Here is an 18904-nt window from a genome sequence, read left to right as displayed (position 1 = left end):
GATCGATTGAACATCAGCCCTGCGCCAGGTACAGCACCTCATAGCACTCGACGCCCGGACGCGGTTGAGGGGGCTGCGCCGAAAGGCTGAAACGCAGCAGCTGCCAGGCTTGCAGGTCCAGGGCCAGGAACACGGCGAAGGTCTCGGGAGCATCCGCCAGTTGCTGATTGCGCTGCACCTCGGCCGCCAACAGTTGCTGGCGGTCCGCCCCTGGCTCGATGGCCTGGACCTCGCGATACAGGCTCAGGGCCTGCTGCGCCGGCCCCCGGCGCCAGTCCAGGGGCAGCCAGGATTCGATGTGCGGACGACCAAAGGAATCGATGACCCCTTGAAAGCCGGGGCCCATCAGCAATTTTCCGGCCCCGGCTGCGTCCTGCCACAGGTAGAGCGAGGCATAGAGGTTCTCGCTGGCCCCATGGACCCCGCGTTCGCGCCCGGCAAATACCTTGAATACCAGGCCCTCGACCCGATCCCACAGCGGCCCGCGCTCGGCGGCACGCTGGCGAATGATCGACATCGGGTAATCGGCAGGCAGGCGGTGGCAATACTGTTTGGCAAACATGGCGTCACTCCGTTGGCTGAAAGGCGTGGCCAGCTTGCGCAGCCCCAATGATTACCACAAGATATTGATAAATATATCTGTGATAAGGATTGAATATGTCAGAGCTCGCCAAGCCTCTGGATATCGATACCGTGCAGGCCTTTGTGCTGATTGCCGATTTCGCCAGTTTCACCCGGGCGGCCCAGGCTCTGGACACCTCCCAGGCGGCCATCAGCCTCAAGCTCAAGCGCCTCGAAGAACGCCTCGGCCAGCGTCTGCTGGAGCGCACCCCGCGCCATGTGCGGCTGACCCCGGCGGGCGCGCAGTTCATCCACGCCGCCAGGGAGTTGCTGCGGGCCCATGAGCGTGCCCTGGGGGAGTTGCAGAACGCCGCGCCCCGACGCTTGCAGGTGGGCATCAGCGACCATGTGGCCGGCCCTGACCTGCCGCAGTTGCTGCAACGCATTACCGCCTATGACCCGTTGTTGCTGATCGAGGTACGCATCGACTCGTCCCGGGAGCTGACCGCGTGCTTCGATCGCGGTGAACTGGACGCGGTGATCGTGCGCAACGAAGGCCGCCGCGCAGATGGCGAAGTGCTGGTGGTGGAAGGGTTTGGCTGGTTCGCCGCGCCCACCTGGCAGCATCAGTCCGGCAACCCGCTGCGCCTGGCGACCCTGGCCGCGCCCTGTGGCGTGCGGCAGTTGGCGGTGCAGGCCCTGGATGACGCCGGCTGGCCCTGGATCGAGGTGTTCATCGGTGGCGGCGTGCTGGCCGTGGGGGCTGCGGTGAGCGCCGGTCTCGGGGTTGCCGCCCTGGCCCATCGCGTGGCGCCACCGGGCACGGTGGACGTGGCTGAACACCTGGGCTTGCCGACACTGCCAATGAGCGAAGTGGTGCTGCATGCACGACCCACCGATGGCCGCTCCCGGGACACCTTGCGCGCCCTCAGCGCGGCCTTTCGTGGGGCTCTGGCGCGCTGAGCAGCCGGCGCTTCAAGCGGGAGACGGCATGCCGTCCAGCGATTCCAGGCACAGGCCATTGCGTCGGTAAAAACGCTCCAGCTCCCGGGGCTGCGGCTCCTCGCCGGTGAAGATGCGCAGGTATTCCGGGATGTAGCGCATGCGCTGCACCGTGGTTTCCTGGGTCTTGAGGCTGATGTAGCCGATCTGTGTCAGGTAGATGCAGCGGGCCCGAGTGAAAGCGGCGTCCTCGCTCATGCCGAAGCGCTCGAACATGCGCTTGAAGGCCTGCACCCGCTGCTCATCAGCCTTCTGCAACTGCAGCGCCACCTCGGCCGACTGCAAGGCCCAGCTGCGCATGGCGAACTCGAACTGCGAGTCGAACAGGGTCGGATTCAGCCAGCAATCGAAGACGTTGAGGATCGCCTCGGTGATGGACTCGGCGTAGGCCTCGGCGTGGGCCAGCAAGGTATCGGTGTTCTTGCTCTTCCACAACCCGATCAGGGCTTCGAGCAAGGCTTCGCGGTCCTCGAAATACCAGTAGAAACTGGTCCGCGACAGGTTGAGTTTCTTCGCCAGGGGCATGACCCGCACCGCATCCACTCCAGACTCCTTGAGGCTTTCGTAGGCGGCGTCGAGCCAGGCTTGCAGGGAGCCTTTATCGGCCTTGGCAGTTGTTTTAGAGCGGGTGGCTGGACTGTTCATGTAGCGAATCCTAGTCGCTGCAAACGCGTCTCGCAAGGGTCGAATGTTCACCAATGTCGATTTAATTGACACAGGTGTACATTGAGTTCTATGTTGATTTCGCCTGATACACCTGCTGAGGGACCGAGATGAACAACGATCCGCTTCTGCAACCGTTCCAGCTCAAGCACCTGACCCTGCGCAACCGCATCATCACCACCTCCCACGAGCCGGCCTACCCCGAGGACGGCATGCCCAAGGAGCTGTATCGGGCCTATCACGTGGAGCGGGCCAAGGCCGGTGTGGCCATGACCATGACCGCAGGCTCGGCGGCCATTTCCCGCGACAGCCCGCCGGTGTTCAACAACATCCTGGCCTACAAGGAAGAAGTGGTGCCGTGGATGAAAGCCCTGGCCGACGAGTGCCACGAGCACGGCGCCGCGGTGATGATCCAGCTCACCCACCTGGGCCGCCGGACCCGCTGGGACAAGGGCGACTGGCTGCCGGTGGTGTCGCCTTCACACCAGCGCGAACCGGCCCACCGGGCCTTTCCCAAGCGCCTGGAGCATTGGGACATCGAGCGCATCATCGGCGACTACGCCACCGCCGCCGAGCACATGCAGGCCGCCGGCCTGGATGGCATCGAGCTGCAAGCCTACGGCCACTTGATGGACCAGTTCTGGTCGCCACTGACCAACGACCTCGATGGCCCCTACGGCGGCGCCCTGGAAAACCGCTTGCGCTTCACCTTCGACGTGCTCAAGGCGATCCGCCAGCGGGTCGGCAGCGAATTCATCGTCGGCCTGCGCTACACCGCCGATGAAGTGATCAGCGGCGGCCTGGACAAGACCGACGGCCTGCGCATCTCCCAGTTGCTGAGCGAATGCGGCATGGTGGATTTTCTCAACGTGATCCGCGGCCATATCGAGACCGACGCCGGGCTCACCGACGTGATTCCGATCCAGGGCATGCGCAACGCCCCGCACCTGGATTTCGCCGGGGAAGTCCGTGCCCATACCGGCATGCCGACCCTGCACGCAGCGAAGATCCCCGACGTGGCCACCGCCCGCCACGCGATTGCCAGTGGCCTGGTGGACCTGGTGGGCATGACCCGGGCGCACATGACCGACCCGCACCTGGTGCGCAAGATCATCGAAGGCCGCGAGCAAGACATCCGCCCCTGCGTCGGCGCCAACTATTGCCTGGACCGGATCTACCACGGCGGCGCCGCCTACTGCATCCACAACGCCGCCACCGGCCGCGAAACCACCATGCCCCATGACATTCCCAAGGCTGCGCTCAAGCGCAAGGTACTGATCATCGGCGCCGGCCCGGCCGGCCTGGAAGCGGCCCGGGTGGCCGGCGAACGCGGGCACCAGGTGACGGTGCTGGAAGCCGCCGACCAGCCCGGTGGGCAGATCCGCCTGACCGCCCGCTCGCCACGGCGCAAGGAGATGATCAGCATCATCGACTGGCGCATGGCCCAGTGCGACCGCCTCGGCGTGCAGTTCCACTTCAACGCCTGGGCCGAACGCGATAGCGTGCTGGCGCACCAGGCCGATGTGGTCATCATCGCCACCGGCGGCCTGCCCCACACCGAAGTGCTGGAATCGGGCAACCAGTGGCTGGTGTCCAGCTGGGACATTCTTTCCGGCGACGTCAAGCCCGGGCGCAATGTGCTGGTGTACGACGACGCCGGCGACGCCGCCGGCCTGCAAGCGGCGGAAGTCATCGCCCTGAGCGGCGCACGCACCGAGATCATGACCCCCGACCGGGCCTTCGCGCCGGAGGTGATGGGCATGAACCTGGTGCCGTTCATGCGCTCGCTGCAAACCCTGGATACCACCTTCACCGTGACCTACCGGCTCAAGCGCGTGGAACGCGACGGCGCAAGCCTGATCGCGCACCTGGGCAGCGACTACGGGCCGCTGGAAAAACACCGGGCGTTCGACCAGATCGTGGTCAACCACGGCACCCGCCCCCTGGACGAGTTGTATTTCGAGCTCAAGCCGCTGTCGCGCAACCAGGGCGCGGTGGACTATGGGCAACTGATCGCCGGCCAGCCGCAAAGTGTCGCGGACCACCCTCAGGGAGCCTTCCAACTGTTCCGGATCGGCGACGCGGTTGCGTCGCGCAACACCCACGCAGCGATCTACGACGCATTGCGCCTGCTCAAGGATCTCTGAACCCCGGGCCAGGCGCCGCCAGAGCGCCGGTCCATGACCTGATTCACTGCCTCACTGTCGACCCGCCGGAACGAATGCTTCGTCTCGGCCGGCCCCTGCGGAGTTGCGCCATGAACAGTCGTCAACCGTTGTCACAGCCTGTGCACACAGATTCACCCAACGCCCCGGCCTTTCGCCAGGACCCCGCCGTCAGCCGCTATCAATTGGCCCCGGTGGACCGGGGGCTGCTCCAGGCCCACGCCGCCATCGACCGCCCGGCCTTGCGCCGCTACCGCCTGGAGCGGATTCGCCAGCAACTGCGCGAACACGACTACGCCGGGGTGCTGCTGGCCGACACGATCAACATCCGCTACGCCACCGACACCCATAACCTTGGCCTGTGGGTCATGCATTCCCCCAGCCGCTATGTGTTCATCGCCACCGACGGACCGCTGGTGCTGTTCGATTTCAGCAGCAGCCAACACAACAGCGAAGGGATCGAGAGCATTGACGAGATCCGCCCGGCGATCCCCTGGCTGTATTTTCTCGCGGGCCCCCGGGTCGCGGAAAAGGCCGCCCTGTGGGCGGGGCAAATCGCCGCCTTGATGCAGCAGCACGGCGGCCACAACCGGCGCCTGGCGGTGGACCGCTGCGATCCCCTGGGCACGCAGAAACTCCTCGATCACGGGATCCAGCTGTTCGACGCCCAGCCGCTGATGGAACAGGCGCGGATGCTCAAGTCCGTCGAGGAGCTGGCCAGCCACCGGGTGTCGATGGCGGTCTGCGACCTGGCCATCGCCCGCATGCGCCACAGCCTGGTGCCGGGGATCACCGAGAACCAACTGTGGAGCGTGCTCCACGAGACCAACGTGGCCCACGGCGGCGAATGGGCGGAAAGCCGCCTGCTGAACTCCGGCCAGCGCACCAACCCGTGGTTCCAGGAGGCCTCGGACAAGCGCATCGAGGCCGGCGAGATGGTCTGTTTCGACACCGACATGGTCGGCCCCGGCGGCTACCTCTCGGACATCTCGCGCAGTTTCGTCTGCCCCGGCAAACCCGTCGCTGCCGAGCAGCGACGGCTGCTGGAAACCGCTGCCGAGCAGATCGGCCGCAACCTCGAACTGCTGCGCCCCGGCTGCTCGTTCCGCGAGTTCGCCGAGCACTGCTGGCCGGTGCCGGAACGCTACCGGCACCACCGCTACATGATGATGCTGCACGGCGTCGGCCTGGTGGACGAATACCCCAGCGTGGCCTATGCGGTGGACTTCCCGGAGTGGGGCTACGACGGCCACTTCGAGGAAAACATGGTGGTCTCGGTGGAGAGCTTCATTGGCGAACAAGGCGGCGCACAGGGGGTCAAGCTGGAGCAGCAGGTATTGATCAGCGCCCAGGGTCCGCAGGTGCTTTCCAGCACCCCATTGCTGGACCTTGAGCGCTGACCTGCCCGCGTTTGCCTGCCGTTGACCTTCGGAGAACCGCATGAACCTCAACCTGCACACGCAAGCCCCCGCCTCGGCGGCCGCCGTTGGCGCCGCGCCGCCCTTCCTGCAACTGCACGCGATCGGCAAGCAGTTCGGCCCCTACCCGGTACTGCACGACGTGTGCTTCCAGATGGAAAAAGGCGAAGTGCTGGCGATCATCGGCCCCAGCGGCTCGGGCAAGAGCACCCTGCTGCGCTGCATCAACCAACTGGAGCCGCCGAGCAGTGGGCGGATCAGCATGGACGGCCTGCAGATCGACGCCCAGCGCCCGCCCACGCGGGCCGAACTGGTGCAACTGCGACGGCGGATCGGCATGGTGTTCCAGTCGTTCAACCTGTTTCCGCACCTGACGGTGCTGCGCAACGTCAGCCTGGCACAGATCCGCACCCTGGGCCGCAGCCCCGCCGAGGCCGACCGGGTCTCCATGCAGCTGCTGGAGCGGGTCGGCCTGGCGGACAAGGCCGAGCACTACCCGGCGCGCTGTTCCGGCGGCCAGCAGCAACGCATCGCCATTGCCCGGGCCCTGGCCCTGGAGCCGGAACTGATGCTGTTCGATGAACCCACCTCGGCCCTCGATCCGGAGTTGGGCCTGGAAGTGCTGGCAGTGATGAAGGAGCTGGCCCGGGACGGCATGTCGATGATTGTCGTGACCCATGAAATGCACTTCGCCGAAACCGTCTCCGACCGGGTGCTGGTGATGGCCGAAGGGCGGATCATCGAACAGGGCGCCAGCCAGGCGGTGATGCGCCACCCACAGAACGAACGGGTGGTGAAGTTTCTCCAGGCCGTGAGGAATCGCTGATGCTCACCGACCTTGGCCTGATGCTGGGCGGCGTGCCCTGGACCCTGGCACTGACCGGCGCGGCCTTTGCCATGGGCCTGATCCTCGGCTTCCCGCTGTGCGCCATGCGCCTGTCGCGCCTGCCACTGCTGAGCCTGGGCGCCTCGCTGATCGTCCTGACGCTGCGCTCGATCCCGCCCATCGTCTGGCTGTTCTTCATCTTCTTCGGCCTGGGCGGCGAGTGGCTGCCGATCTCGCCCTTCGCCGCGGCGGTGCTGGGCCTGGGGCTGATCACCGCGGCGCAGATGTCGGAGGTGTATCGCGGCGCCCTGCTGGCGATCCCCAGCGGCCAGTTCGAAGCCGCCACGGTGCTCAACCTGTCGCGGCGCCAGCGTTTCTTCGACGTGGTCCTGCCGCAGCTGGTCAAGGTGGCGATTCCCAGCGCCGCCACCTACGCCATCGGCCTGCTCAAGGATTCCGCCGTGGCCTCGACCCTGGGGGTGGCCGAGGTCAGTTTCCAGGCCTACAAGCTGTCCCAGGAAAGCTTCTCCGGGTTGGCGGTGTACGCCACCGCGGCCCTGGTGTACTTGGTGCTGAGCCTGCCAGTGGCACTGTTCTCGCGCTGGCTGGATGCCCGCCTGCGGCAGCGGAGCGCGACATGAACGCCGTGCTCGAGATGTGGCAGCAATGGCTGCCGGAACTGTGGCCGGGCTTCGTCCTGTCCTTGCAAGTCACCGCCCTGTGCCTGGGCCTGGGCATTGCCCTGGGCTTGGTGCTGGCCCTTGGGGTATCGAACCGGTTGCGGGTGCTGCGCTACCCGGCGCTGGTGCTGGTGGAAGTCGGGCGCGGGGCACCGGCGCTGATCCTGCTGCAGTTCTTCTACTTCGGCCTGCCCTCGGCAGGGCTGACCCTGAGCTCCTACTGGGCCGCAGTGCTGGCCCTGGCCTGGTGCACCGGCGCCTACACCAGCGAGATCATTCGCGCCGGTATCCAGGCGGTGCCCCGGGGCCAACTGGAAGCTGCCGGAGTCATGGGACTGACCCCCTTGGACAGCCTGCGCTTCGTGATCCTGCCCCAGGCGCTGAAAGTCGCCCTGCCCTCGTTGCTGGGCTTCTCGATCATGATGTTCCAGGCCACATCCCTGTGTTTCACCATCGCCCTGCCGGAGCTGGTCAGCCGGGCCTCATCGATTGGTTCGACGACTTTCGAGTACATGCCGGTGCTGTCCCTGGCCGGCCTGATGTACGCCGCAGTCTGTGCCCCTGCCACATTGCTGGTGGCGGCACTGGAAAGACGGCTGGTACGCCACCAGTAGCACTGACGCGGCCCCGGCCGTATTCGCCCCACTCACGACAGGCAAGGTGAAACCATGACCCGCACGCGCAAACAGTCCTTGGCTCTCTGCATCCTGCTGCTCATTGGCAGCGGCGCCTCGGCAGCCACCTGCGAACCCGCCCACCGCTTCGAGACCCTGACCCCCGGGGTACTCACCGTGGCCGCCTGGGTGTTCCCGCCCTACTCCATTCCCGGGCCGGACAACCAGCTCAGCGGGGTCGATGGCGAGATCATCAAACTGATCGCCGCCCGCGAATGCCTGCAGATCAAGGCCACGGTGGTGGACCCGGCGGCGGTGATCCAGTCGGTGATCGCCCGCCGCGCCGACGTGGCGATTGGTGACTGGTACCGGACCGAAGCGCGGAACAAGGTGCTGGGGCTGTCGGCGCCGCTGTACCTGGACATGATGGGGATCATCTCGGCCCAAGGCTTGAGCACTCCGGCGCAGCTTGAGGGCAAGCGCGTGGGCACGGTGCAGGGCTATCTGTGGCAGGCCGATCTGCAGAAGCTGCTGGGCAGCCAGTTGGTGCTGTATCCAAATCCGGTGGCCATGGCTCAGGATTTGATGGCCGGGCGTATCGAAGCCGCTGCCGACAGCTATGCCGTCGCGGTGGCCTCCCAGGGCAAGGGGGCCTATCCAGGGCAGGTGGTGAAAGTCGCCGAGCCCGATCCGCGGGTGCAGGCGACCCTGCAACCTGGGCAGGTGGCGTTTCCGCATGGCAAGCAGAACCAGGCGCTGGGGGAGGCATTGAGTGCCAATATTCGTGGAATGCATGAGTCGGGAGAGATTGCGGGGATTTTGCAGAAGTTTGGGTTGAGTGCTGAGGCGGCAGATGTTGGGGAGGCACGGTTGGTGCCTTGAGTTTTCTTGGGGTGGAGTACATATCCGGTGCTGCGGTCACGGCGGCAACGGATATGTACACAGAGCGAAACCAATAGCCGCCGCGACCGCAGCACCGAATACCCCTCCCAAGCCCCCCAAACAATCAAAGCACTTTGCCACCACTGAAGATTTCACTAGACTTGTAGTGTCTATTACATAAATATCTTTTTGCCATCTTGTGAAACAAAAACTACATCCGGCTTCCAAGGCGCCTCGATGCCCTCTCTCAGAGACCTGATCACCGCCCCCGCCCTCGACCTCACGCCCTCAGAGCGCAAGGTCGTACGCGCCCTGCTCGACCACTACCCACGCAACGGACTGGGGCCCATGTCACGCCTGGCCGAACGCGCCGGGGTCAGCGACCCGACCATCGTGCGGCTAGTGAAAAAGCTCGGTTTCAACGGCTACGGCGAATTCCAGGAAGCCCTGCTCAGCGACATGGATGACCGCCTGCGATCCCCCAGCACCCTGCTGCGCCCCCGCACACAAGTGGCCCAGGGCGATACCTGGGGCAGCTACCTCGCGGACAGCCAGCGCGCCCTGCAAGACACCCACGCCCTGACCCAACCCGAAGACATCCGCATACTCATCGACTGGCTGCTCGACAGCCGGCATTGCGTGCACTGTTTCGGCGGGCGCTTCAGCAGCTTCCTCGCCCATTACCTGCTCAACCACCTGCAGTTGATGCGCCCAGGCTGCTACGCCCTCGAAGACAACGCCCAACTGCCGGACCGGCTGTTCGATCTGCAACGCCAGGACGTGGTGCTGCTGTTCGACTACCGCCGCTATCAGTCCCAGGCCCTGCGGGTGGCCAGCGCGGCCAAGGCGCGCAACGCTCGGGTGGTGCTGTTCACCGACATCTATGCCTCGCCGCTGCGGGAACTGGCCGACCTGATCATCAGTGCCCCGGTGGAATCGATGTCGCCGTTCGACACCCTGGTGCCGGCGCTGGCCCAGGTCGAGGCACTGATTGCCTGCCTGACCCCGCGCAGCCCCCATCTTGATCAACGCCTGGAGGGCATCGATGCCCTGCGGGCGGAATTCGCTACTCATGTGCTGGAGGAGAAATAAGGATGTTCAGCCTGCCCCATCGCTCGCCTCGCGACGTGCCGTTCGTTGTCGATCACACCGCCCTGCTGCTGGTGGACATGCAACGAGCCTGGCTTGAGCCGCAGTTCGACCCGCACCTGCAAGGCCCCGAGGGCGAAGCTTTCCTCAAGCGCGCCCGGGAGCAGGTGATTCCCAACCAGCAGAAGCTCCTGGCAGCGGTGCGCGAAGCACGGCAGAACGTGCTGCACACGATTATCGAGAGCCTCACCGCCGACGGCCGCGACCGCTCCCTGGACCACAAGCTGTCGGACATGCACTTGCCCAAGGGCAGCCCCCAGGCGGCGATCATCGATGAACTGGCACCGGTGGAAAACGAGATCGTGCTGCCCAAGACCTCGTCCGGAGTATTCAACTCCACCAACATCGACTACGTGCTGCGCAACCTGGAAACCCGTCACCTGATCATCGCCGGGATCGTCACCGATCAGTGCGTGGACATGGCGGTGCGTGACGCCGCCGACCGTGGCTACCTGGTGACCCTGGTGGAAGATGCCTGCGCCACCTACGGCGATACCCGGCACCAGGCCTGCCTCAACGCGATCAAGGGTTACTGCTGGATCACCGATACCGCCACGGTGCTCGGCCGCCTGCGGGAGATCCGCGGGTGAACCGCGGCCAGGGCATCGAGGCCCTGACGCCGGTGACAATGACCAGCATCGTCACCACCGACCTGATCGGCGTGACTCGCGGGCGCTCGTTTCCCAGCGATGAGCTGGAGCGCTACCGGGTCGGCGGCTGCGGCTGGGTGCCGGCCAACAGCGCCCTGACCCCGCAGGACTTGATCGCCGAGGACAATCCCTGGGGCGCCTATGGCGACCTGCGATTGATCCCCGATCTGGATAGCCGGGTCAGTGTCGGTGCCGGGCCGGACGCTACGGCGCCGCCCCTGGATTTCATTCACGCCGACATCTGTGAGACCGATGGCCAGCCCTGGGCCGCCTGCCCGCGCACTCTGCTGCGCGCCGAGGTCGAGCGCTACCGCGAGCTGGGCATTCAGATCACTGCGGCCTTCGAGCACGAATTCAACCTCGACACCGGCAGCCAGCAAACCGAGCACCTGGCCTTCTCCCTGGAAGCCCAGCGCCAAGGCGCGGCCTTCGGTGGCTGGCTGCTGGCGGCGCTGCGGGCCGCCGGCGCCGAACCGGAAATGTTCCTCCCTGAATACGGCAAGCAGCAGTACGAAATCACTTGCCGCCCGACCCAGGGCCTGGCCGCCGCCGACCGCGCGGTGAACGTGCGCGAGATCACCCGGGAGATCGCCCGGCAGTTGGGACATAAGGTCAGTTTTGCGCCCAAGACCGCCGAGAACGCGGTGTGCAACGGTGTGCACCTGCACCTGAGCCTGCAGGACCTGGACGGTGAACCGCTGCTCTACGATCCCCAGGCGGTAAGCGGCGACGATTTGTCGAGCCTCGGCCAGCACTGGGCCGCCGGGGTGCTCAAGCACCTGCCGGCACTCTGCGCGTTCACCGCGCCCACCCCGGTTTCCTACGAGCGCCTGCAGCCCCATCACTGGAGCGCCTCCTATGCCTGCCTGGGCCTGCGCAACCGCGAAGCCTCGCTGCGCATCTGCCCGACCGTGGCCATCGGCGGCAAACCCGTGGCGCCGCAATACAACCTGGAATTTCGCGCCCTGGACGCCACCGCTTCGCCGCACTTGGCGATGGCCGTGGTGCTGATCGCCGGGCGCCTGGGCATCGAGCAACAGCTGGCCCTCAATGCGGTGACCGACAAGGTCCCCGATGAGCTCAGCGTCGAACAGCGCCTGGCCAGCGGCATCGTGCCGCTGCCGGGCACCCTGCCCCAGGCCCTGGAATGCCTGCGGGGCAACCACGAGTTGCTGCAGCACCTGCCGCAGGAGCTGCTGAACACTTATTTCGCCGTCAAACAAAAGGAAGTGTCCCTGACCGAGCACCTGACCGCTGCCCAACTGTGTGAGCACTATGGACATCTGTATTAAATCCGCTGAGCTGGGGCTCTACACCGAGCCGGCCTATCGCCTGATCCGGGAAGACTCCGAGCATCCGCTGATTCTGGTGTGCGAACACGCCAGCCCTTATATTCCACCAGCCCTGCACGACTTGGGCCTGGACCCGGTGGCGGCCCGCGAGCACATTGCCTGGGACCCGGGCGCCCTGGAACTGGCCCAAAGCCTGTCCCGGGCCCTGGGCGCGACCCTGATCGCGGCCAATTATTCGCGTTTGCTGATCGACCTGAACCGGCCGCGGCATGCCCCCGACAGCATCCCGCTGCAGAGCGAGATCTATCAGGTGCCGGGCAACCAGCACCTCGATGAGGCGACCCGCGAGTACCGCCGCCAGCAGTTGTTCCAACCGTTTCACCAGCGTCTGCAACAGATCATCGACCAGCGCCTGGCGGCGGGCCGTGAAGTGCGGGTGGTGGGGATTCACAGTTTCACCCCGGTCTACTACGGCCAGCCGCGCCCGCTGGAAATCGGCGTGCTGTTCGGCGCCGCCCGGGACTATGCACAACGGGTGCTGCAAGGCTTGCAGGTGCTGCCGCTGAAAGTGGCGGGCAACCAGCCCTACGAGATCGACCCGTTGAGCGACATGACCGTGCCGGTGCACGGTGATGCCCGGGGGCTGGACTCGGTACTGATCGAGGTGCGCAACGATCTGCTGCGCAGCCCTGAGGCCGTGCAGCGCTGGAGCGATTGCCTGGCACCACTGCTGTAACGCATTTGCCGGAAGATCGGCCGCGACAAACGCTGTTTGCAGGACCGGTACAACAATTAGAAAAACCGCTGTGGTGTGTCTTTAACCCTGCCAGGTTCGAACACAGGCCCGCGTTCGAGGTGTCACTGACGACCCTCGCCGCAGGTTTCGCCCACTGACATTGGCTACAAGGAGAACTGCTTCATGGAGATTGAAGAATTCGGCTACAAACAGGAACTCAAGCGCGGGCTGAGCCTGCGCGACCTGGTGGTCTACGGGATGATTTTCATGATTCCCATCGCCCCGTTCGGGGTCTACGGCTACGTCAACCAGGAGGCCCCGGGCATGGTGCCCCTGGCCTACATCATCGGCATGGTGGCGATGCTCTTCACCGCCCTGAGCTACGGCGCCATGGCCCGCGCCTTTCCCATCGCCGGCTCGGTCTACTCCTATGCCCAGCGTGGCCTCAACCCCCATGTCGGTTTCCTCGCCGGCTGGCTGATGCTCCTGGACTACCTGCTGATCCCGCCGCTGCTCTACGTCTACGCCGCCATGGCGTTGAATCACCTGTACCCAGAAGTGCCCAAGGTCGGCTTCATCCTGGCCTTCCTGGTCAGCGCGACCCTGGTCAACCTGCGGGGTATCACCTTCACCGCACGCATGAACATCCTGTTCCTGCTGGCGCAACTGGTGGTCCTGGGGATCTTCCTGTTCTACGCCTGGAACGCCCTGCACGGCGGCACCGGCAACGGCCAGTTGACCCTGGCGCCGTTGTACAGCCCGGAGAACTTCCACTTCGGCATGCTGATGCAGGGCGTCTCGATCGCCGTGCTGTCGTTCCTCGGCTTCGACGCCATCTCGACCCTGGCCGAAGAGGTCAAGGGCGACCCGGGCCGCAGCGTCGGGCGCGCCGCCTTGATCACCCTGCTGGTGATGGGCGCGATCTTCGTGGTGCAGACCTGGATCGCCACTGACCTGGCCGCCGGCATGGGCTTCAAGTCCGCCGACACCGCGTTCTACGAGATCGCCGAACTGGCGGCCGGCAGCTGGCTGGCGACCCTTACCGGGGTGGCCACGGCACTGGCCTGGGGCGTGGCGGTGGCGATCACCTCGCAGGCCGCAGTGTCGCGCCTGCTGTTCGGCATGGCCCGCGACGGCAAGCTGCCCAAGGTGCTGGCCAAGGTCCACCCGAAACACAACACCCCGCACATCAGCATCTACCTGGTGGCAGTGCTGTCGCTGCTGATCTGCTACCTGTTCATCAACTCGGTGGACACCCTGACCTCGCTGGTGAACTTCGGCGCCCTGAGCGGCTTCATGCTGCTGCACATCACGGTGATCAATTTCTACTGGCGCCGGCAGAAGTCCGGCCAGGTGATCCGTCACATGATCTGCCCGCTGATCGGTTTCGTGATTGTCTGCGCCATCATGTACAACATGGGGGTCGATGCGCAGAAACTCGGCGCCATCTGGATCGCCGCCGGCCTGGTCTACCTGTTCCTGCTGAACAAGCTGGGCAGCGGTGCCGCCCTGGCCGACCCGCTCAAGCAATAGTTGCTCTGGCGTGGCGCCCCGAGGGCGCCGTGCACTCCCGAGAGCTGCCGTCAAACGCAGCCGGGGGCTGGCCACAGGATGCCGTGGCCGTGGCACTGCGTGGTAACCGACAGTGATGTCTGGCCGCTTCGTCCCCAAGGGGAAAGCGGCCCTTGATACAGGAGTACACCCATGCTGGCCTTGCGTCCCGTGGCGTTATCCGATCTACCCCAACTGCGGCGTCTGGCCCGCGAACGCCTGCTGGGCGTGACCTCGCTGGTGGATGACGAAACCTGCCTGCGCGAGAAGATCCTCGACTCCGAGGCTTCCTTCGCCAAGGCCGAGGCCAGCCAGGGCCCGGAAAACTACTTTTTCGTGCTCGAGGACCCGGACAGCGGCCAGTTGCACGGCTGCTCGGACATCCTCGCCACGGCGGGTTTTGCCATGCCGTTCTACAGCCTGCGCAACCGCCCATTCATCAGCAGCTCGCGGGAGCTGAACATCCAGCACGGGGTCCCGACCCTGTCGCTGTGTCATGACCTCAGCGAGCAGACCCTGTTACGCAGTTTCCACATCGACGCCGCGCTGTCGGGCACACCGCAGGCGCAACTGACCTCCCGCGCCCGGCTGCTGTTCATCGCCGCGCACCCCCAGCGTTTTGCCGACAGCTGCATCAGCGAGATCGTCGGCTACAGCAATGACGCCGGTGAATCGCCGTTCTGGGAAGCCGTGGGCCAGCACTTCTTCGACCTGCCCTACATCGAGGCCGAACGCCTATGCGCCTTGCAGGGCCGCAGTTTTCTGGCGCAACTGATGCCCCAGTACCCGCTGTACATCCCGATGCTGCCGTCGTCTGCCCAGGACTGCATCGGCCAGATCCACCCCGATGCCCGGGAAGCCTGCGAGATCCTTGTCGACGAGGGATTTGCGGCAACCCAGTATGTCGACCTGTTCGATGCCGGGCCGACCCTGCAGGCGCGCAATAACCAGCTACGCTCGATCATCCAGAGCCGGGTCGCCACCTGCTACCTGAGCCCGCAGAGCGGCCAGGGCCAACTCTGGCTGCTGAGCAATGAGCGACTGCAGGGATTTCGCGCCATCGTTGCCGCCCTCGACGAAGCCCCCGGCGACGTCGCCGGCCTGGACTCGGCGATGCTCAACGCCCTGCAACTGCAACCGGGCGACCTGCTGCGGGGTGTCGCGTTATGAACCGGCGGCCGCATTCCCCTGCGTGCCTTGATGGTCCGCAACCATGGCATGGAGGCCACCAATGATCGTCCGTCCGATCCGCGTCACCGATCTGCCGGCGGTGCTGGCCCTGCTGGAAGGCAGCTGTCGTGACCTGAACAACCTCTCGACCGACCCCGAGCGCCTGGCGCACCGGGTCCGCTGGGCGCAACGAACCTTTGCCGGCCAGGTAGAACGAGCCGATGCCGACTACCTGTTCGTGCTGGAGGACGACGACCAGCAGGTGATCGGGGTCTGCGGCCTGAGCGGCGCCATCGGCCTGCGCGAGCCCTGCTACAACTACCGACTGGGCCTGACCTGTGGCAGTGCCCCGGGGCTGGGCGCCGACCGGCAGGTACCGACCCTGTTCCTGTGCAACGAGATGACCGGGCAATCCCTGCTCTGTTCGCTGTTCCTGCGCCGTGACCATCGCCAGGGCTATACCGGCCGCCTGCTGTCCACCGCACGCCTGCTGTTCGTCGCCGAACACCCAGCACGGTTCGGCGACAAACTGGTGGCCGAGCTGCGCGGCCAGCTCGACAGCCAGGGTCACTCACCCTTCTGGGACAGCCTGGGCCGGCATTTTTTCAAGATGGATTTCCACCAGGCCAACCGCCTCTCCAGCCACGGCGGCAAAGCCTTCATCGGCGAGCTGATGCCGCGCCAGCCGCTGTACACCTGCCTGCTGACCGCCGAGGCCCAGGCGGCCATCGGCCAGGCTCACGCGAGCACCGAGCAGGCGGTGAATATCCTCCGTGACGAAGGTTTCAATCATCAGGGCTGCATCGATATTTTCGACGGTGGCCCGCTGATCGAGGCCGAGGTGGCGAAGATCCGCAGCGTGCGCGAAAGCCAGACCCTGCCACTGATGGTGGGCACCCCGGATGAGCAGGCTCCGGTGTGGCTGATACACAACCGGCGCCTGGAAAACTGCCGTATCACCGCCGCCCCCGGGCGCGTGGTGGCCGGCAGCCTGCTGGTGGACCGGCTGGCCGCCAAGCGCCTGCAATTGCAACCGGGCGACTCGGTGCGCGCAGTACCGCTGCTGGCCTGCCCCTCGCGCGCCCTGGCGCAGTCACAGATCCACCTGCCCTCCAGCGCCAGCGACTGGCGCGCCACCCGCACCGCCCTGCCAGAAATGCTTCTGAGCGCCAAGCCCTGACCCGGTCGCCAGCAGCCCTGCATCCCGGTAACGCCTGAAAGCGCCCGCACCGTTGACGAACGCCAGGACGAATGTTCATATGCCGCTCAGTTTCAGGTGCCTCATGCCGCCGTGCATGAGGTGAAACGGGAAACCGGTGCGCCCTTCCAGGGCTAGTCCGGTGCTGCCCCCGCAACGGTAAACGAGTGCTGCATTCAACAGCCACTGTACTCAGGTATGGGAAGGCGAATGCCGCGAGCCTCGTGAGCCCGGAGACCGGCCTGAAGCTTGTGTTTGGCAATCCTGCGGTGGGCGGGCATGGGCCGGTATGGCCGCGTGCGCGTGCCCGCTACCTTCTCCTGCGTGCTTCCCGAAGACACTTTCGAGAAGACCAACAATGACAACAACACCCCAACCTTTCCTTGCATGCGACTGGCGTGCGCCTCGCCGCTCCTTGAGCGGTGCCCTGCTCGGCTGCCTGTTCAGCCCCCTGCTGCTGGCCGATGACGGGTCCCTGAAGCTCGACCAACAATGGATTTCCGCCCCTTCGGTGGAGTCCACCACGGTCGCCGAAATGGCGAAATTCGGCAGCAAGGTCGAGATCATCGACCGCCAGCAGATCGAGCGCGCCGGCCCCAGCAGCGACATCACCCGGGTCCTGCAGATGTACGTACCCGGCCTTTACGTCGCACCGAAAAACGGCCCCTTCGACTACGGCACCTATTCCCTGCTCGGCGGGCGCAACGACGACACGCTGATCCTGCTGGACGGCGTGCGCCTGAACAACCGCCTGTACGGCGGCCTGTACCTGGACACCCTGCCAGCCAACGCGATTGAACGCATCGAGGTGCTCAAGGGCGGCCAGAGCCTGCTGTTCGGCACCCAGGCCGTGTCCGGGGTGATCAACATCGTCACCCGCAGCCCGCAGACCCGCGAAGCCTCGGGCGAGGTCAACCTGGGCCTGGACAGCTTCATGGGCAAGAGCGGCGATGCCCGGGTGGAACGGATCGTCAGCAACGGTTTCGGCGACCTCGGGCTGCTGGCCTACGTCAGCCACAACGTTTCCGACGGCTACCAGCCGTTTCGCAACAGCGCCTACAGCCCCAGCACCCGCGACAAGAAACGCGCCTATGAAGTGAGCACCTTCGGCGCCAAGGCGATCCAGGGGTTTGCCGACGACTCGCGGCTGGAACTGTTCTACCAATACAGCGACGCCAACCTGGATTTCGCCCGGCCGCTGGACAACAAGAAGACCACCAACGACCGCATCCAGCAGATCGCCACGGCGACCTTCGAGCAACGCCTGGGCGAACGCTTCAGCTACTTCGTCAAGGGCCACGTCAACGACTGGGACACCCGCTATACGCGGATCAACAGCACCCCAGCCGGCGGCACCAAGGTCATCAATCACAACGACTACTGGGGCTTCACCGACTGGGGCCTGCAGGCCGAAGGCAAGGCCGAGCTGGACGGCGGCCACGTGCTGGTGTTCGGCAGCGACAACCAGTGGTTCAAGGGCCAGGACGATGTACTGAAGATCGACGACAACCAGGCCCAGGCCAATGCCCTCTACGCCCAACTGCGCCCGGTGATCGAGGCCCTGCCCGACTGGCACCCGAGCATCGGCGTGCGCCACGAGCAGATCAGCGGCGGTGAAAGCGCCACGGTCGGCATGCTCACCTCGCTGTATGACCTCAATGCCAACTGGCAACTGCGTGGCCAGTACGGCAGCGCCTTCAAGTTGCCCAACGCCGAGCAGCTGTTCGCCAACGAAGAGGACGAGAAAGGCAACCGCAACCTCAAGCCGGAAAAGAGCGTGAATGCCGAGCTGGGCCTGGACTACAAGGGCCGCCTGCTGGCCGGTGACTTCAACGCCAGCATCACCGCCTTCCAGCGCAAGATCGACGACCTGATCGCCCTGGATGACATCAACTGGGTCAATGGCGAGGGGCGGATCAGGGTCCGCGGTGTCGAAGTCGATGGCCGCTGGCAGTTCAGCCCGCAGTGGAACCTCTCGGCGGACATGACGCGCAACCTGGTGGAAGCACGCAATGGCGTGACCCTGAGCAATATCCCCGGCTTCTTCGCCCGCTCACGGCTGGGCTACGAGTCGGTGGATCGGATGTGGGGCGTTGGCGGGGCGATCCGCTACATCGGCCAGATCGACAGTTCGAAGAAGGTCGACTACGGCCACTACTCGGTGGTGGACGCCGATGCCTATCGCTACCTCGACGCAGCCCAGCAACATCGCCTGAGCCTGTTGGTAGAGAACCTGTTCGACCGCGACTACAGCACCAGTATCGCCAGCAATGCCCCTCGGGTGGACAACCTCGGACGGCCCTTCACCAGCGAAGTGCGCTACACCTACCGCTTCTGAGGCCGACTG

Annotated in this window: 17 protein-coding genes and 1 riboswitch; of the genes, 15 read left to right on the top strand and 2 right to left on the bottom strand. The window is 65.4% G+C overall.

Translation table 11 applies throughout. The features are described 5' to 3' along the window. Positions 1-13: 13 nt before the first annotated feature. Positions 14-562, bottom strand: coding sequence for a DUF4865 family protein (locus tag GV819_RS31155; RefSeq protein ID WP_161759864.1), 549 nt, complete (start codon positions 560-562; stop codon positions 14-16). Positions 563-657: 95 nt separating this feature from the next. On the opposite strand from GV819_RS31155, the gene GV819_RS31150 reads away from it, so the two are divergent. After that, positions 658-1524 carry a LysR family transcriptional regulator gene (locus GV819_RS31150; RefSeq protein ID WP_161759863.1) on the top strand — a complete coding sequence of 289 codons (867 nt, stop codon included), beginning with the start codon at positions 658-660 and terminating at the stop codon, positions 1522-1524. A 12-nt stretch (positions 1525-1536) separates the two neighbouring features. On the opposite strand, the gene GV819_RS31145 is transcribed toward GV819_RS31150, so the two are convergent. After that, positions 1537-2208: a TetR/AcrR family transcriptional regulator gene (locus GV819_RS31145; protein ID WP_161759862.1), complete on the bottom strand. Its 672-nt coding sequence runs from the start codon at positions 2206-2208 to the stop codon at positions 1537-1539. A 128-nt stretch (positions 2209-2336) separates the two neighbouring features. Here GV819_RS31145 and GV819_RS31140 point away from each other — a divergent pair, with 128 nt between their 5' ends. The 14 genes from GV819_RS31140 (at position 2337) to GV819_RS31075 (ending at position 18895) form a co-directional block, all read left to right on the top strand. Continuing rightward, complete coding sequence (locus GV819_RS31140) at positions 2337-4373, top strand: NADH:flavin oxidoreductase (protein WP_161759861.1); 2037 nt, start codon at positions 2337-2339, stop codon at positions 4371-4373. Positions 4374-4483: 110 nt separating this feature from the next. Continuing rightward, positions 4484-5791, top strand: a complete 1308-nt coding sequence (locus tag GV819_RS31135; RefSeq protein WP_161759860.1) for a M24 family metallopeptidase — start codon at positions 4484-4486, stop codon at positions 5789-5791. Between the two features lie 40 nt (positions 5792-5831). Continuing rightward, entirely contained in the window at positions 5832-6635 is an 804-nt protein-coding gene (locus tag GV819_RS31130; protein WP_161759859.1) for an amino acid ABC transporter ATP-binding protein, read from the top strand. Further along, complete coding sequence (locus tag GV819_RS31125) at positions 6635-7276, top strand: amino acid ABC transporter permease (RefSeq protein WP_161759858.1); 642 nt, start codon at positions 6635-6637, stop codon at positions 7274-7276. The genes GV819_RS31130 and GV819_RS31125 overlap by 1 nt, the downstream gene beginning before the upstream one ends. Then, a complete protein-coding gene (locus GV819_RS31120) occupies positions 7273-7929 on the top strand; it encodes an amino acid ABC transporter permease (RefSeq protein ID WP_161759857.1) in 657 nt (218 codons plus the stop codon). The genes GV819_RS31125 and GV819_RS31120 overlap by 4 nt, the downstream gene beginning before the upstream one ends. A gap of 54 nt (positions 7930-7983) precedes the next feature. Continuing rightward, positions 7984-8811: a transporter substrate-binding domain-containing protein gene (locus tag GV819_RS31115; protein WP_161759856.1), complete on the top strand. Its 828-nt coding sequence runs from the start codon at positions 7984-7986 to the stop codon at positions 8809-8811. Positions 8812-9048: 237 nt separating this feature from the next. Then, on the top strand, positions 9049-9903 hold the full coding sequence (locus GV819_RS31110) for a MurR/RpiR family transcriptional regulator (RefSeq protein WP_161759855.1): 855 nt from the start codon (positions 9049-9051) through the stop codon (positions 9901-9903). Between the two features lie 2 nt (positions 9904-9905). After that, complete coding sequence (locus tag GV819_RS31105; RefSeq protein WP_161759854.1) at positions 9906-10550, top strand: isochorismatase family cysteine hydrolase; 645 nt, start codon at positions 9906-9908, stop codon at positions 10548-10550. Next, on the top strand, positions 10547-11902 hold the full coding sequence (locus GV819_RS31100) for a glutamine synthetase (protein ID WP_368668960.1): 1356 nt from the start codon (positions 10547-10549) through the stop codon (positions 11900-11902). Before GV819_RS31105 ends, GV819_RS31100 begins: the two co-directional genes overlap by 4 nt. Next, a complete protein-coding gene (locus GV819_RS31095) occupies positions 11886-12638 on the top strand; it encodes an N-formylglutamate amidohydrolase (RefSeq protein WP_161759853.1) in 753 nt (250 codons plus the stop codon). The genes GV819_RS31100 and GV819_RS31095 overlap by 17 nt, the downstream gene beginning before the upstream one ends. Positions 12639-12821: 183 nt before the next feature. Beyond that, on the top strand, positions 12822-14171 hold the full coding sequence (locus GV819_RS31090) for an APC family permease (RefSeq protein ID WP_161759852.1): 1350 nt from the start codon (positions 12822-12824) through the stop codon (positions 14169-14171). Positions 14172-14342: 171 nt separating this feature from the next. Further along, complete coding sequence (locus tag GV819_RS31085; RefSeq protein ID WP_161759851.1) at positions 14343-15359, top strand: arginine N-succinyltransferase; 1017 nt, start codon at positions 14343-14345, stop codon at positions 15357-15359. Between the two features lie 61 nt (positions 15360-15420). Continuing rightward, positions 15421-16539, top strand: a complete 1119-nt coding sequence (locus GV819_RS31080; protein WP_161759850.1) for an arginine N-succinyltransferase — start codon at positions 15421-15423, stop codon at positions 16537-16539. Between the two features lie 77 nt (positions 16540-16616). Beyond that, positions 16617-16817, top strand: a riboswitch (cobalamin riboswitch). A gap of 29 nt (positions 16818-16846) precedes the next feature. Then, complete coding sequence (locus GV819_RS31075) at positions 16847-18895, top strand: TonB-dependent receptor plug domain-containing protein (RefSeq protein ID WP_161759849.1); 2049 nt, start codon at positions 16847-16849, stop codon at positions 18893-18895. Positions 18896-18904 lie beyond the last annotated feature (9 nt).

The sequence above is a fragment of the Pseudomonas sp. Fl5BN2 genome (genome assembly GCF_009908205.1).
In the GTDB taxonomy this organism is placed as follows: domain Bacteria; phylum Pseudomonadota; class Gammaproteobacteria; order Pseudomonadales; family Pseudomonadaceae; genus Aquipseudomonas.
This window is presented reverse-complemented; position numbering and strand designations above follow the sequence as displayed.

Excerpts from the sequence above, each read along its gene's own strand:
- GV819_RS31095 (WP_161759853.1), top strand. The coding sequence starts at position 11,886 with ATGGACATCTGTATTAAATCCGCTGAGCTGGGGCTCTACACCGAGCCG.
- GV819_RS31140 (WP_161759861.1), top strand. The coding sequence starts at position 2,337 with ATGAACAACGATCCGCTTCTGCAACCGTTCCAGCTCAAGCACCTGACC.
- GV819_RS31080 (WP_161759850.1), top strand. The coding sequence starts at position 15,421 with ATGATCGTCCGTCCGATCCGCGTCACCGATCTGCCGGCGGTGCTGGCC.
- GV819_RS31090 (WP_161759852.1), top strand. The coding sequence starts at position 12,822 with ATGGAGATTGAAGAATTCGGCTACAAACAGGAACTCAAGCGCGGGCTG.
- GV819_RS31150 (WP_161759863.1), top strand. The coding sequence starts at position 658 with ATGTCAGAGCTCGCCAAGCCTCTGGATATCGATACCGTGCAGGCCTTT.
- GV819_RS31130 (WP_161759859.1), top strand. The coding sequence starts at position 5,832 with ATGAACCTCAACCTGCACACGCAAGCCCCCGCCTCGGCGGCCGCCGTT.
- GV819_RS31135 (WP_161759860.1), top strand. The coding sequence starts at position 4,484 with ATGAACAGTCGTCAACCGTTGTCACAGCCTGTGCACACAGATTCACCC.
- GV819_RS31120 (WP_161759857.1), top strand. The coding sequence starts at position 7,273 with ATGAACGCCGTGCTCGAGATGTGGCAGCAATGGCTGCCGGAACTGTGG.
- GV819_RS31105 (WP_161759854.1), top strand. The coding sequence starts at position 9,906 with ATGTTCAGCCTGCCCCATCGCTCGCCTCGCGACGTGCCGTTCGTTGTC.
- GV819_RS31125 (WP_161759858.1), top strand. The coding sequence starts at position 6,635 with ATGCTCACCGACCTTGGCCTGATGCTGGGCGGCGTGCCCTGGACCCTG.
- GV819_RS31085 (WP_161759851.1), top strand. The coding sequence starts at position 14,343 with ATGCTGGCCTTGCGTCCCGTGGCGTTATCCGATCTACCCCAACTGCGG.
- GV819_RS31145 (WP_161759862.1), bottom strand. The coding sequence starts at position 2,208 with ATGAACAGTCCAGCCACCCGCTCTAAAACAACTGCCAAGGCCGATAAA.
- GV819_RS31155 (WP_161759864.1), bottom strand. The coding sequence starts at position 562 with ATGTTTGCCAAACAGTATTGCCACCGCCTGCCTGCCGATTACCCGATG.
- GV819_RS31075 (WP_161759849.1), top strand. The coding sequence starts at position 16,847 with ATGGCCGCGTGCGCGTGCCCGCTACCTTCTCCTGCGTGCTTCCCGAAG.
- GV819_RS31110 (WP_161759855.1), top strand. The coding sequence starts at position 9,049 with ATGCCCTCTCTCAGAGACCTGATCACCGCCCCCGCCCTCGACCTCACG.
- GV819_RS31115 (WP_161759856.1), top strand. The coding sequence starts at position 7,984 with ATGACCCGCACGCGCAAACAGTCCTTGGCTCTCTGCATCCTGCTGCTC.